The organism is Salinivibrio kushneri (genome assembly GCF_005280275.1).
In the GTDB taxonomy this organism is placed as follows: domain Bacteria; phylum Pseudomonadota; class Gammaproteobacteria; order Enterobacterales; family Vibrionaceae; genus Salinivibrio; species Salinivibrio kushneri.
Window position 1 is genome coordinate 1511932 of record NZ_CP040021.1, and the last position, 13935, is coordinate 1525866.

General features: G+C 51.0%; 10 protein-coding genes. 4 read left to right on the forward strand and 6 right to left on the reverse strand.

The window, feature by feature from the left end; all coding sequences use genetic code 11:
• Positions 1-44 precede the first annotated feature (44 nt).
• On the forward strand, positions 45-1793 hold the full coding sequence (gene olsF, locus FCN78_RS07170; RefSeq protein ID WP_077658687.1) for a bifunctional ornithine lipid synthase OlsF: 1749 nt from the start codon (positions 45-47) through the stop codon (positions 1791-1793).
• 73 nt (positions 1794-1866) lie between these two features.
• On the opposite strand, the gene FCN78_RS07175 is transcribed toward olsF, so the two are convergent.
• The 5 genes from FCN78_RS07175 to FCN78_RS07195 form a co-directional block, all read right to left on the reverse strand.
• Positions 1867-3573 carry a L,D-transpeptidase family protein gene (locus tag FCN78_RS07175; protein ID WP_205912062.1) on the reverse strand — a complete coding sequence of 569 codons (1707 nt, stop codon included), beginning with the start codon at positions 3571-3573 and terminating at the stop codon, positions 1867-1869.
• Positions 3574-3793: 220 nt separating this feature from the next.
• A complete protein-coding gene (locus tag FCN78_RS07180; protein WP_077658689.1) occupies positions 3794-4891 on the reverse strand; it encodes a DUF1513 domain-containing protein in 1098 nt (365 codons plus the stop codon).
• Positions 4881-5894, reverse strand: a complete 1014-nt coding sequence (locus FCN78_RS07185; RefSeq protein WP_158014668.1) for an imelysin family protein — start codon at positions 5892-5894, stop codon at positions 4881-4883. The genes FCN78_RS07180 and FCN78_RS07185 overlap by 11 nt, the downstream gene beginning before the upstream one ends.
• A 25-nt stretch (positions 5895-5919) precedes the next feature.
• Positions 5920-7317 (reverse strand): di-heme oxidoreductase family protein, encoded by a 1398-nt coding sequence (locus tag FCN78_RS07190; RefSeq protein WP_077458225.1) that lies wholly within the window; start codon positions 7315-7317, stop codon positions 5920-5922.
• Between the two features lie 60 nt (positions 7318-7377).
• On the reverse strand, positions 7378-8628 hold the full coding sequence (locus FCN78_RS07195; protein ID WP_100298020.1) for an imelysin family protein: 1251 nt from the start codon (positions 8626-8628) through the stop codon (positions 7378-7380).
• Positions 8629-9046: 418 nt separating this feature from the next.
• Between FCN78_RS07195 and FCN78_RS07200 the strand changes: the two genes are divergently transcribed.
• Complete coding sequence (locus FCN78_RS07200) at positions 9047-9544, forward strand: MarR family winged helix-turn-helix transcriptional regulator (RefSeq protein ID WP_069362512.1); 498 nt, start codon at positions 9047-9049, stop codon at positions 9542-9544.
• A 276-nt stretch (positions 9545-9820) separates the two neighbouring features.
• On the opposite strand, the gene FCN78_RS07205 is transcribed toward FCN78_RS07200, so the two are convergent.
• Positions 9821-10681 (reverse strand): aldo/keto reductase, encoded by an 861-nt coding sequence (locus FCN78_RS07205; RefSeq protein ID WP_077658780.1) that lies wholly within the window; start codon positions 10679-10681, stop codon positions 9821-9823.
• Positions 10682-10970: 289 nt separating this feature from the next.
• Here FCN78_RS07205 and FCN78_RS07210 point away from each other — a divergent pair, with 289 nt between their 5' ends.
• Entirely contained in the window at positions 10971-11468 is a 498-nt protein-coding gene (locus FCN78_RS07210; protein WP_077458229.1) for a GNAT family N-acetyltransferase, read from the forward strand.
• A 100-nt stretch (positions 11469-11568) separates the two neighbouring features.
• The gene (locus FCN78_RS07215; RefSeq protein ID WP_077658690.1) at positions 11569-13884 is read left to right on the forward strand and encodes a methyl-accepting chemotaxis protein; all 2316 of its coding nucleotides are present in this window, start codon (positions 11569-11571) and stop codon (positions 13882-13884) included.
• The last annotated feature ends 51 nt before the right edge of the window (positions 13885-13935 follow it).

Sequence of the window (13935 nt, forward strand, 5' to 3'; positions counted from 1 at the left end):
TATCTGGATAAATCAGATACGCATTTTTGCATGCAGGGTTGCTTATGTTAGATGTTGATAAAGTTCTATCGTCTCATTATCCCCAACTAGAACAGCGAGACTGGCTGAAACGTCCCGTCAGTAGAACCCTTAAACGGTTACTTCATGAACAGGAGTTTCAATCCTTTGCCGAGCGGTATCCTCATCTGCAAGGGTTTGAGTTTGTTGAGCAAGTGCTCGACTACTTTAACTTTAGCTATCGGGTGAGCGATCGTGAGAAAGAGCGAATCCCCGAATCAGGGCGGGTAGTGATTATCGCCAACCACCCTATCGGCTCGTTGGATGGATTAGCGCTGTTAAAACTGGTGCGTTCTGTCCGACCGGACGTCAAAGTGATTGCCAACGATTTATTGATGCAAGTAAAACCACTCCACGGTTGCTTATTGCCCGTCAACAATATGGGAGGGTATACCCCGAAACAAAACCTACAAAATATCACTCAGTGGCTGGAAAATGACGGGGCAGTCATCATTTTTCCGGCCGGTGAAGTGTCCCGGGTGGCACCAACCGGGATCCGTGATGGTGCCTGGCATCCTGGCTTTTTACGCATGGCGACCAAATCAAAGGCACCGATTCTCCCGATTCATGTCCATGGCCGCAATTCCGCCCGTTTTTATGGCGCATCCATGGTATACAAGCCACTCTCGACCCTGCTATTGGTTGAAGAGATGTTTCGCCAAGAGAACAATACCATTGCTTTTACCGTCGGCGAATTGATCCCCCACCACAGTTACAGTGCCACCGCCTCCCTCCCCGTCAAAACACGGATTAAGCTATTCCATAAGCACTTGTATCGTATTGCCAAACGCAAACCTGGCTTGTTTCCCACAGAGACAGCAATCGCCGCTCCCGAGCCTCGTTTAGCGCTTAAACAAGCACTCAATGCCGGCCAGCAACTCGGACAAACACCTGATGGCAAACTGATTTATTTACTCGACTATCAAGCCGACTCCCCAGTCATGCGCGAGATTGGACGATTGCGTGAAGTCGCGTTTCGTGCGGTGGGAGAAGGCACAGGTCAGCGACGTGATCTTGATAAATATGATCAGCATTACTGGCATTTGGTCCTTTGGGATCCTGCCGAGCTCGATATTGTGGGTGCCTACCGCTTGTGTGACACCCAAGCGACGCTTAACACCCAAGGGCTGGATGGGATCTATAGCGCAAGCTTATTCGACTTTGAGCAAGGCATGCAGCCGTTTCTTGCGCAGGGGTTGGAGCTGGGACGTAGTTTTGTGCAACCCAAATATTGGGGAAAACGGAGTTTGGACTATTTATGGCTTGGTATTGGTGCGCTGCTCGCCCAGAAACCTCAGTATCGTTATTTATTTGGTCCAGTCACCATCAGCAACGCCATGCCACAGGCGGCTAAAGAGTTACTGATTTTCTTTTACCGTACCTACTTTACAGGCGAGAGCGAGTACGCACGCTCTAAACGCCCCTTTGAACTGGCAGACAGTAAAGAAAGTGAGCTTCTGGGTCACTTCTGCGGGAACGATTACGCCAAAGACCTTAAACAACTTAAAATGCTACTCGATCACTTGGGCGTTGGGATCCCCACCTTGTATAAACAATACAGTGAGTTATGCGAGCCCGGAGGGGTCCAATTCTTGGACTTTGGTGTGGATCCTGACTTTGCCGATTGTATTGATGGCCTTGTGTTGGTCGACCTTAAACGCTTAAAACCCAAACGCTATCAACGCTACATTGCCCCTCACTTCAGCCACCAGCCTAACGCTGATACTTCTCATTGAGATAACGACAATGGCGTGGCTCGCTGACACCGACATGAAGAGGGAGCCACGGTTGTACGCGGCTTCCTGATGACTATTGCGCTTGCATCTCCACGGAATGACGCTGCTGGGTTAAATAACTGGGCTTTTGTGTGGTGATCGTCCGTTTTGCGGGGACATCGTAAGCGTACACGTCATCGCGAAAGGTCACCTCCCCGTCATCCGTGACCCAAGCCGTCTGATAAATAGTCTGCACCGCCAAACGTCTTTTGAGTGGTACCCACTTGGTCTGGGTTTTATCAATATAGTGCTGATAATCGGTCAGCTGCTTACCCGATAAATCCAGTAATAAGTCCGCCAGTTGCTCCGCTTGCTCGACACGGATACAGCCGGAACTAAATGCACGCCGTGATCGGCTGAATAAACTTTGCGCTGGCGTATCATGCAGGTAAATCGCGTTACGATTGGGCGTGTTAAACTTGTATTTTCCGAGGGCGTTGCCACGACCTGGTGCCTGCTGAAGTCGGTAGGGAAATCCGTCGACTGACACTTTTTGCCAATCAATCGAGCTAGGATCTATTTGGGTATCACTTTGCCAGTTGGGCAGAATGCGGTACTGATGCTGAGAGAGGTAGTCGTGCCCATCAACCAGCTTGGGTAGAATATCTTTTTGCACGATGCTCCGGGGCACATTCCAGCTCGGATTGAGTACCACAGAGTCGAGTCGTGACGAGAACAGGGGCGTACGTCTCGATTGGCGACCGACCACCACCTTGCTTTCGAACACATTCTGATCGTTAGCCCACAGACGCATACGATAATCAGGGATATTAACCACAATGCGATCCGGTTGTTGCGCTGACCACAAGCGTAACCGCTCTGCGTTGAGAGCAAGCAGCCGGATCCGCGCCGACGCATCTAAATTAAGCCATTTCAAGGTTGATGGGCCAATGATGCCATCCACACTCAGCCCATGTTGTGACTGAAATCGTTTGACAGCATCGAGTAAATCGCCGCCATATCGCACCGTTTTACCATCCAGTGCCTCCAACCGCTGACTGTCCCCCCAATAACCCTGCATACTTAGGTTATCGACGAGATTGAGCGCCAGAGATATCGTGACTGCTTGGTCAGGGTAAATTAATCCATCGCTGTTCACGCTGGGCCACATTGAGCGGGCTTGCCGTTGTAAACGAACAATCTGCTTAATAAGCGCGGTATATTGTGGATGCTGTGGCCGAAGCTTACGCAGAAAAGCAGGCAAAGACGGCCCCAAACCGGCTTTAAAAACCGCCTTTCGCTGAGACACGGAGGGCGCAGGCAATGGCGAGTGATGCAGCGAGCCAAAAAACCAGCGCATACCTTTATCGGGCACCGCGTTCAGGTAACTCATCAAGGCATACGCCGTGTCAGTAGCGAAAATATCATACGCGGTATCGCTACCCTGTTGGCGGAGTTGGCGAAGTTGCCAGGCACGCCACTCAAATTCAGGACTGAAGCTGGCCAATGAAATCACATTAACTTGCGTTGCCAGCTCATCCCGCGCCGCATCCTGGGTCCAAAGCAGAGAAAACCCATTATCGAGATAGTCTTGCGTCAGCGCTGAGGGATAGGCTAAGACAGTGGCATCGGGGGCGGCCGACTCCAACCAGTCGCGCGCATACTGATAGGCGCGTTGACGATGATCGTCAGCCGACAGAGTTTGCTCAACCGACGTCGCCTGATCGGAGGCCGAGTGCGCCGAGGTGGATGGTGCCGCTAGCAGTCGCATGCCACCGGCCTCGATCGCCTCATTTGCCATACCGGGGTTTACCCAAAAACAACATCCTATCAGAAGGTTAGCCAACCAGGCATCGTGCCTTCTCACCATACGCCCCTCCTCATCCATGCTTTAATTATGGCAAATTTTGCCCCCGTCTCGACAAAATCATCGTCTGATTTTTTCTCTCTCCCCCAACCCGCAATAAAACAAAAAGCGGCAGCCTGTTCAGACTACCGCTTTTCACGCTACCACGCGTTCATTACACCAGCGTTATCCAATGATTATCCCATCGCACTGGCGTCATCTGATAATCGGGATGGTGTGCGCTATCAAGTGTCACCATTTTGCCGCCCCCCGAACTCAAGTTGATCACATCACCGTCACGACTGGCACCAGAGGCATCCACCAATGGATGCAAACCTATCATATTTTGGCTGTCTAATGACCAGATACCATAGCAATTGCCTCTGGGTGAGGTTGCCACCACCCAGCCATTGAGTGTCGCGATACTCGCTACATAGTTGTTAAATCGAGCCCATTGTTCAGGGGTGGCATTAAGCATTTTCATCGGCTCCCCTCGTCGATGGATCGCAACCAAGGGGGCATTATCCGAGCCATGATATTGCTGCCCCGTCACCACATAGCCATCCTCAGACACCATCAAATGACGAATACTCAGCTTTTTATTGGCTAATTCAGCACGCTCAACCACCTCCCCCGACTCGATGTCGATGTACACCAACGCCGGTGACATTGAATCGATATTGAGCACGGTGCGGCCATCGGTATGCATGCCACCGACCCCGACCACTAGCGTATTGGCATCCGCCAGTGCAATCTCATGAGGGCCAATCCCAAAGCCACTGATCTCACGTACTTTTTCCACCTGGCCACGGGCGCTTAGCCGATAAACGCCAATTACGCCCTCACTGGTTTGACGTTTGCCTTCAGTGGTATATAACCATTGACCCTCATCAGAAATCGCGCCATGCCCATAAAAGTAGCGGTCTGAACTGGCTGTTACCTGTGACAGCGTCACGCCACGTTGATAGTCAAACACCTGCATAAAATCACCGGGTCGACGCGCAAATGCCACACCCAGTGTCCCGACCGCTCGACGTTGAGCGGCGACACCATGACCGCGCGCGGGCAACGGAAGACGGAATACGGGCTGTCCGGTACGATCCGCGCCGACAACCGCGAACGTTCCATCACTGCTTAGCGCGCAGCCGAGTAACTCGCAACGGTCGGCAGTAGGATTGCCGCGACAACCACTCAACGCATTGACCACTGTAGGCAACGCCGCTCCCATCAGTGCCGCTTTTAATAAGCGGCGTCGCTTTAAACTAGTCTCCATCTGATGCATTAAACCCAACGATAATCCCTAAATCTTGCGCGACCTGACCGCCAAGCACCAATTTGAGATATTCAAGATTATTGTAAACTGTCAGCATGTCTCTATATCCCGCCACACTATTTAGCCTGTCAAATAAGGGCTCACCATCTTGCGGCACGCTGTTATACGCTAATTGCCAATGCTCACTGACACGATCCGCAACCTCCTCATAGCCTCGCTCACGGAGCGCTTGCTCAATGCCACCCTCAGCGTGATATTGAGTCTGCATCGCTTTGATGCTTTGGCGTAACAGTGTGAGAGAGTGTCGTGAGCGCCACGCTTCCCCTTGGTAAGGATTAGGAAAGCCCGGTTTACCCAGAGGGCCGGAGAGTTTTTTCAGCACATAATCCAGCTGATGGGTCAGCGCACCGAGCTTTTCTGACACCGCCATCGAAGGCGGCATGCCACGCCAAGGGTTGTGCTGCCAAGCCGTATTGAGCGCAGATGCCGTTTGTTGCAAGCGAGCACTGACCGCCATCGCCACTTCACAGTGTTTCGGTTGGCTCAAATCAGCTTGCTGGTCATAGAGCAACCACTCCATCGCACCGACGCCTTGCACGGCCACACTTTGCTCGGCCAATGCCTCCGCGGTCCACTGTGTATCACTGGCCAGCAAGGCGTTAATTTTTCGCCCTGTGGTATTCTTTTTGTCCGGATAAAACTGAATACGCCAACTTTGCGCCAAGGCGTCCTCAGACCCTTTTTCTACCCCTTGTAATGGCATCCAATTGGCCATCACCGTCTTCCACGCTTGGCGCGCATCATCAATGGGCGTGCCCTGAGTACAGACCGATTGCGTGGTCTTAGCCAGATCCGTGGTCGCAGAAAGAAACTGCTCACTTCGCTGCTTTTGTAGTTGCCAAAGGCCGTGGTTAGGCCCGGTCTCGGTTTGAGATAAACACCCACCGAGTAATACCGTGGCGCTCAGAGAGAACGCGGCGATAGGATTGAGTCGAAAACGCATGCGACAAGACTCCAGCATATTGTTGTTATAAGGAACGTAAAAACGCGATTAAGGCGTCACGCTCCGCTTTCGGCATCGCCAGCACCCGCTGTTTCGCACTGGCGGCTTCGCCATCATGCCATAAAATGGCTTCCATGAGGGTACGCGCGCGACCATCGTGCAGATAGGTGGCATCCGCATTCACTTCTTTGGTGTACCCAATCCCCCACAAAGGTGGTGTGCGCCACTCTCTACCGTTGGCGATAAACTCTCCTCGATGATCCGCTAGCCCCGCTCCCATGTCATGCAACAACAAATCCGTATAGGGGTGAATACGCTGCTCGCTCAGTGCGCTAAGTTCGGGGCGTTTTGCGGTAGTAAATGACGCCACATGGCAGGCATTGCAGCCCGTTTGCACGAAGATATCTTGCCCCTGTTTCACGGCAGGATCCTGCATATTGCGACGCGCTGGAACCGCCAAATGACGGGCGTAAAATTCGACAAACCCGAGGATATTATCGCTGACTTCTGGATCGCCACCATTAGGCATCTCGTCGCACACAGACTGTGACGGCATACAATTGTGGTGCGGAAACATGGAAGTGGTTAATCCCACATCGCCATTGAAGGCCGCGGCGTTTTGTTGGTTAACCGTGGGTAGTCCCGCCTTCCAACCAAACCGGCCAAGCGCAGTGCGTTGCTTGTCGATATCCCACACTTGATTGGGACGACCTGAGATCCCATCACCATTGGCATCTTCAGGATCAGCCAATGCGTAAATGTCTTCCGCTGGAATAGATTCCAACAACCCCAATCCAATCATTGGGGGCGCAATCCGCGCCGACATCTGAACATTCTCTGCCATCGGCCCATAGTTAAGCTCGGTGACGGTTAAATGTGGCTGACGCAGAGTGACGGTCTCACCATCGGCAAAAGTCACAGGAACGTCTGAATAGGTTAAGGCAACTTTTCCTTCTGGCTTGGCACCTGGCAGGGCAAAATCTTGTAATTGTCCCCCGTAATTTGGCTCGGGAATATTGCCATATTGGATCAATTTCTGCCGTTCTGCTTCGGTCATTGCCGGCACACTCAATCGCACCAACATCGACACGGCATTAGTATCACCAGGAGAAGGCGGATGCCCACGGCCATCTTTAATATGACAATTCTGACAGCCATTGGTATTGAATAAAGGGCCAAGCCCATCACGCGCATCGGTTGAAGCCGGCGAGCTGACCCAAGGATTACGAAAAAAACTGTTCCCGACACTGAAGTCGATGCGCTCGCTCATGGGTAAGTTAGCGGCAGGCTGGGAAAAAGCGTTGGCCCCTTCTTTAATCACCGTGGTACTGCCACCCGAGGTGCGTTCGAAAGCAACCGCTGACGCGCTCACCAAGGCACTGACGCCGATTGCACCAAGGTAAACAATGACTTTGGACTTCATGTTGTATCCTGACAAAGCAAAAAGCCCCGCGGCACGGGGCTTGACATCATTAGCGGACAATTAGAATTGATGATCCGCGGTATCTGGGTTGAGATTATCAATGCCGATGATCTGAGCGGCTTTCTCAATGTGTTTGGTTTGGTCAACCAGTGCGGTGATGGATGCATTGACGAGTTGGTTACCCTCATTGTTGCCCGCCGCGATTAATTGATCAAAATGCACATTGTCTTTTTCCGCTGACACAACAAGTGTTTTTACTTGCTCACGCGCTTGCTCAAAGCTTGTCTTGATCGCGTTGGCCGCGTCAGTATCTTTGTCTTTGACTAAGTCAAGCACGGATGGCCCTGTCAGTTTGCTACCGTCAACACGCTGATAAGCGCCCATCATGACGTTGTAAATACCCTGCTCATTGTAAAAGTGCGAGTTGTGGGTATTATCAGAGAAACAATCGTGTTCGTCTTCGGTCGAGTTGGCTTCCAATGCGACTTTCATGCGCTCACCCGCCAATTCACCCAACGAGAGAGACCCCATACCAAACAGCATCTTACGTAAGCCGTTCTCGCTAGAATCCGCTAACAGACTCGCGCGGTAGTTGTCTTTATTACCGTCCGCCCACTGGTCGCGCATCCAGGCTAAATCATCCACCAAGAGATCGGCGGCCGCTTTCAAGTACTCGCGGCGACGGTCGCAGTGGCCGTTCGTGCAATCTTCCCCGTAAGCAAAGTCTGAGTATGGGCGCTCGCCAGCCCCTGGATGAGTGCCATTTAAGTCTTGCCCCCAAAGCAAAAACTCAATCGCATGATAACCGGAAGCCACGTTCGCTTCTGACCCGCCTACCTCATTGAGACTGGCCAACAGTTTTGGCGTAATGTCAGCGACATCGAGATCCGTCGCACCAATTTGAATGCTTTGGTTAGCAATAATGTTTGCTGTCGCACCGGCGTTACCCAGCTCGGCTTGATAACCGTCCGCCACATAATCAATCAAACCTTCATCCAGTGGCCATGCGTTCAGCTGCCCTTCCCAGTCATCAACAATCGCATTGCCAAAACGGAACACTTCTGACTGCTGATAAGGCACTCGTGCGTCTAACCATGCTTTTTTTGCTGCCTGAAAGGTTTTTTGAGAGGGGCTGGCAGTAAAAGCCTCAATGGCTTCATCAAGCGCGACCGCCGTCGTGTGGGAGTCTGCGAATACCGCATGCGCGATATCGGCGTAATGTTCAACAACGTCTTCTTGCGTCGCCGCATTAACGCCCAGAGGCGCGGCAAATAAGGAAAGCGCAATAAGGTTACGCTTAAAAGGGGTCATTTCCATAGTGCTTTGTCCTTCGCTTTAGTATGAACAGTTATGAGAACTATTATCGTTTGTATGCGAGAGATTCTAAGCATTATGTTACTAAATGCAACAAGGAATTGAGGCTATTATCAAAGCTGTGATCTCCACACTACAAGCAGGGTTTAGTGCAACTTGTTGCAATGCTGATCCGACCTCTTGACCACTTAAACTAATGACTATGTAGCACTTTTTGCGTCCGCTCACTGAAACAGTTAAAAATAACAATAAATTAGATTTAATTTACACGCTAAGGGTTATAATAGACTGAAAGCACATTGATTATTTGATAGTGAAAAAACCATAAAAAATCGATTTTTCTCTCGATGCCTTTGCACTCCAACCGCGGGTATTGTAAGTTTCGTTGGCGATTTTTTCTGGTGGAGGTGAATAAATGGAAAAACACGAAGAAGTACTGGTTGCGCTGCGGCAAATCATCCGCGCAATAGACTTGCATTCACGAAAACTTAACAAAGTCTCTGGGATCACGGGCCCACAGCTGGTGTTGATGCGTGCGATCAAAGAGTTGGGTCAAGTGACTATTCGTAAGCTCTCTACTCACACCAACATGAGCCAGGCAACGGCAACGACGATTCTTGATCGTCTTGAGAAGCGCGGATTAATTTTGCGTGTTCGTAGTGAGCTTGATAAACGTAAAGTGCATGCCCACTTGACCGAGCAAGGGGAAGCGGCGTTAGAACAAGCACCCAAACCCCTACAAGAAAACTTTATTTCACGCTTTCAAAGTTTAGATGAGTGGGAGCAATCGTTATTACTGTCTTCGGTACAGCGTATCTCTTCGATGATGAACGCCGATGATATTGATGCGGCACCGATGTTAGAAGTGTCTGCCCTCACCTCACATAATTCGCAACTCCAAGCAAAAAAATAATGGTCTCCGGCGGGTAAACAGGATGTCTCCACCGGTCTCACCTGCCTACTACGGCGTAATAAAAGAAAGTGGCGTATTAAAAGCAAGGGACGTTCGCTTTTTGTCGCCATCAGTCATGCGCTGGCTCTGCATGCTACTTTCATTCGCACCGTTTAGCGTTTTCCACTCATTCGTCAGACATATCACCTAGTGACCCTTTCCGTCACTGAACAATCAACAAAAAGACGGCTAATAGCCGCCTTATTAATTGAGAGTCAGTCGGTTACACGCTGTTATTTAAGGGACATTGTGGCCTTTTGACGCCACCCATATCCGATACCATTGCTCACGCGTAAGGTTGAGGTCATAAGCCGCTTTGGCAGCTTTAACGCGCTCAATATTCCCCGAGCCAATAATCGGCAAAGGTTGAGACGGATGACGCATCACCCAGGCATAAATCACCTGATCGATCGTCGCACCACCTAGCTCTTCGCCAATAGCATGCAAGGTATCACGTACCCGTACAGCCTGCTCAGACTCACCGTTAAACATCTCGCCGCCTGCAAGGCAAGACCACGCCATCGGTTTAATACGCAACCGCTGTAACTGATCCAGCGTACCGTCATGCACCACATCAAACCGTAGCGGGTTGATTTCTACTTGGTTGGTCACCAAGGATTCATCCCAACGAGACTGAAGCAGGTCGAACTGTGAAGGCGTGAAGTTAGAGACACCAAAGTGCGCCACCTTGCCGTGGTGGCGCAACGTCGTGAAGGCTTCAGCCACTTCATCTGCATCCATTAACGCATCAGGACGGTGGAGCAGTAACACATCCAGTTTTTCTACGCCCAAGCGTGACAAGGAATTATCCACCGACGCCAAAATATGCCGGTAACTGGTATCGTAATGGTTAATTTTACGGTTTGGGGCCGCCTCACTGACCAAATTGATATCGCATTTCGACACCACTTGGATATCGTCTCTGACGCTGGGGTCAAGGTTCAGCGCTTGGCCAAACAGTGTCTCACAGCGATAATCGCCGTAAATATCCGCATGGTCGACCGTGGTAATACCTAAGTCGATGTGCGCCTTAAGAAAGCTTAAGCGCTGCTGCGGCGTCATTTGCCAATCATCCAGCCGCCAGTAACCTTGCACCATGGGCGAGAAAAACGGACCGACTGGAGAAATAGATGTCGCTTTAAACTCTGACAAAACGGATCCTTTATGCCGAGAACTAGAAACCTCATGCTAATCCGATCTTCCGCCACCCTCAATGCCTTATCGAGCATTTTGTTAGCCTAACAGTGCGTGCGTTTGTTTTCGCGCAAAAGACAGCAACATTTGGGCATTAAATGCACGACAAGTGTTTCATTTATCACCAACACTTGGCGAATGCGTTGAACTTCGTTATCTTATATCGCGCAAAAAAAGCGAAAAGGAAGCGAAAATGCTTATTCGACGCATGGAATTGCGTGATTGTGACGCGATCAATACGATTTATAATTATTACATTACACACACTGCCATTACGTTTGACTTGTGCCCATGGCCATTAGCTGAACGTGAACAATGGTTCGCTCAGTTTGATCCGTCCTCCTGCTATCAAGCCTGGGTGGCAGAGCAAGACCAACAAATCCTTGGCTTTGCTTACAATACGCCTTTCAATCCCAAGCAGGCTTTCCACATCGCCTCAGAAATCACCATTTATGCGGCCCCCGATGCCGGTGGCCGTGGGGTTGGCTCGGCATTAATGCAAACCTTGCTCGACGGAATGCGCGATAAGGCCCTACGCCGCGCCTATTCTCTCGTCACGCTACCTAACCCAGCGTCATTAGCATTGCATCGTCGCTTTGGCTTCCAACAAGTTGGACAGCTAAATGATGTCGGTGAAAAGTTTGGCCAATACCACAGTGTGGCCATGCTAGAGTGCGACCTGACGGTTTGAGCATGTTATTTCCCTATCGAATAAGCCCCCACCTCCACTTTACGCCAGTAAGGTGCCTTGATTTGATGCCGTCATAACGACGTTTCAGGAGTTTAGTAGTATGAAAGTTCGCACCAAGGTTTCTGCGGCGATCATCTCCGCCTGTGTTATTTGTATTGTCGCCACCGCCGCGGTGTTGGCAAACCGAACCACCACACTGTTTGGCGATGAAATGCGAGAGCAGGCCATTAGCCAGCTCAAAGCCGTACGCGAAGCCAAGCACTCTGAATTAACCAGTTATTTTTCATTTATCGGCCAACAATTAACCTCAATGGCCGACTCCACCATGACCGAAAACGCGGTAACGTCTTTTAGCCAAGCTTATCGACGCTACAGCCGTGAAGTCCGCACTGATAGAGCGGCCCGGCGCGCGCTGCAAGACTACTACACCGACACCTTCGGCGATGTTTACAAAGCGCGCAACGATACCAACGCCAATGCACGCTCCAATCTCGCTGCGCTCGCCCCTGCCACGCGGACACTGCAGCAATTTTATATCAGCGGCAGCCCCCATCCTTTGGGCGAGAAAGACAAGTTGGTGACCACCAATGATGGCTCCACGTATGACAAGGTGCACACTCAATATCACCCTAACTATCATCGCTTTGCCGAAACGTTTGGCTACCAAGATATCGTGTTAGCCGACGCCAATGGCCGTATTGTCTACTCGGTGGCCAAAGAGATTGACTTTGGAACCAGCTTATTTGCGGGCCCCTACGCTACTAGCGGCATGGGTGATGCCTTTTTAGAGGCGATTGATGCAAAAGCCGGCGCCATCAGTTTTGTGGATTATCGCCCTTACTTTCCCAGCTACGATGAACCGGCCTCATTTATCGCCACCCCTATCGTCGAGAACGGCGAAACGCAGGGTGTACTCATCTTTAAATTGCCGATTCAGCGTTTAAGTGGCGTGATCAGCAGTCAAGGCCAATGGCAGTCAGCAGGCTTTGGACAAAGCGGCGAAATGTTTATGGTCGGGCCTGATAACGTCCTTCGCACCGAAGCGCGCGCTTTACAAGAGGATAAATCTGAGTATCTACACTTGCTGCGCACCAATGGCGTCAAACCCGATTTGGTTCGCCGCATTGATTTCACCGATACCGCCGCGGGTCAAATGCCCATGGCATCCCAAAGCATTGCTCAAGCGCTGGCGGGAAAAACGGGCACTGGCAAAGAGCAGAGTTATCGCAACCAAACCGTCTATACCGCTTACTCACCGATTGATGTCTTCGGCAAACGCTGGGCGCTGGTCAATCAAATCAGTCAACAGGAAGCGCTATCACAAGTGGCGACCATGCAGGGTACCATTCTCAAAGCGACGGTGATTACCTCATTGGTGTTAGTGGTTGTCGCGATCGTGATTGCCTATATTCTCGGTGGCAATATTGCCAAACCCATGATTGCGGTCACTACACGTATTAAATCCATTGCAGAAGATAAAGACTTAACCCAACGTTTACCCGATAGCGGTAAAGACGAAATGGCGCTGCTTGGTCGCTCGCTCAATGATATGTTCGCGAGCTTCCAACAAGTGATCCAAGAGGCGCACCAAGCATCTGGGCTACTCGGCCAAGCCTCCAGCGACATCAATCAAGATGTGGTAACCATGCGCGATCGCGTGACCGATCAGGTCAAGCATACCCATCAAGTTGCCTCAGCAGCGACAGAAATGGCTACCTCCGTCACAGATGTTGCCCAGTATGCAGATCAAGCCTCCACCGCGTCTGATGACATCACCCAAGCCGTCAACAAAGGCTCACGAATTGGTGACGACCTGGTTGCGCAAATCCGTACCTTGTCATCGAGTATGGACGCTGCAACAGCGACCATGGGGCGTTTATCGCAACAGAGCGAAGAAATCGGCACCGTACTGGATGTAATTCAAGCCATTGCCGAGCAAACCAACTTATTGGCACTGAATGCGGCGATTGAAGCGGCGCGCGCGGGCGAGCAAGGCCGAGGATTCAGCGTGGTTGCCGAAGAGGTACGCACCCTCGCCTCACGTACCCAAGACTCGACCGAAAGTATCCGCGATAAAATTGCCGCATTACGTCAAGAGACGCAGTCAGCGGTGGCAGATATGGATACCACCAGCCAAACCGTTGAAACCTGTGTGGACTATTGTCAGCAAAATAACGCTGCGCTAGTTGATATTGCCAACATGGTCACCGAAATCAATCAGATGACCTCACACATTGCCAATGCCACCCAGCAGCAAACACAAGTAACGACAGAAATCAGCGAAAGCATCACAGACATTGCACAATCAGCTGAAACTGTCTCGCAGCGTACACATGACACCGCCGAAACCGTCACTGGCTTAAGCCAACGATCATCACGCTTGGCTGACACTATCGGTCATTTTAAAACCGACTAAAACGCAAAGGGGTCAGCCTTAAGGCCGACCCCTTCGTTTTCACCTTGACTG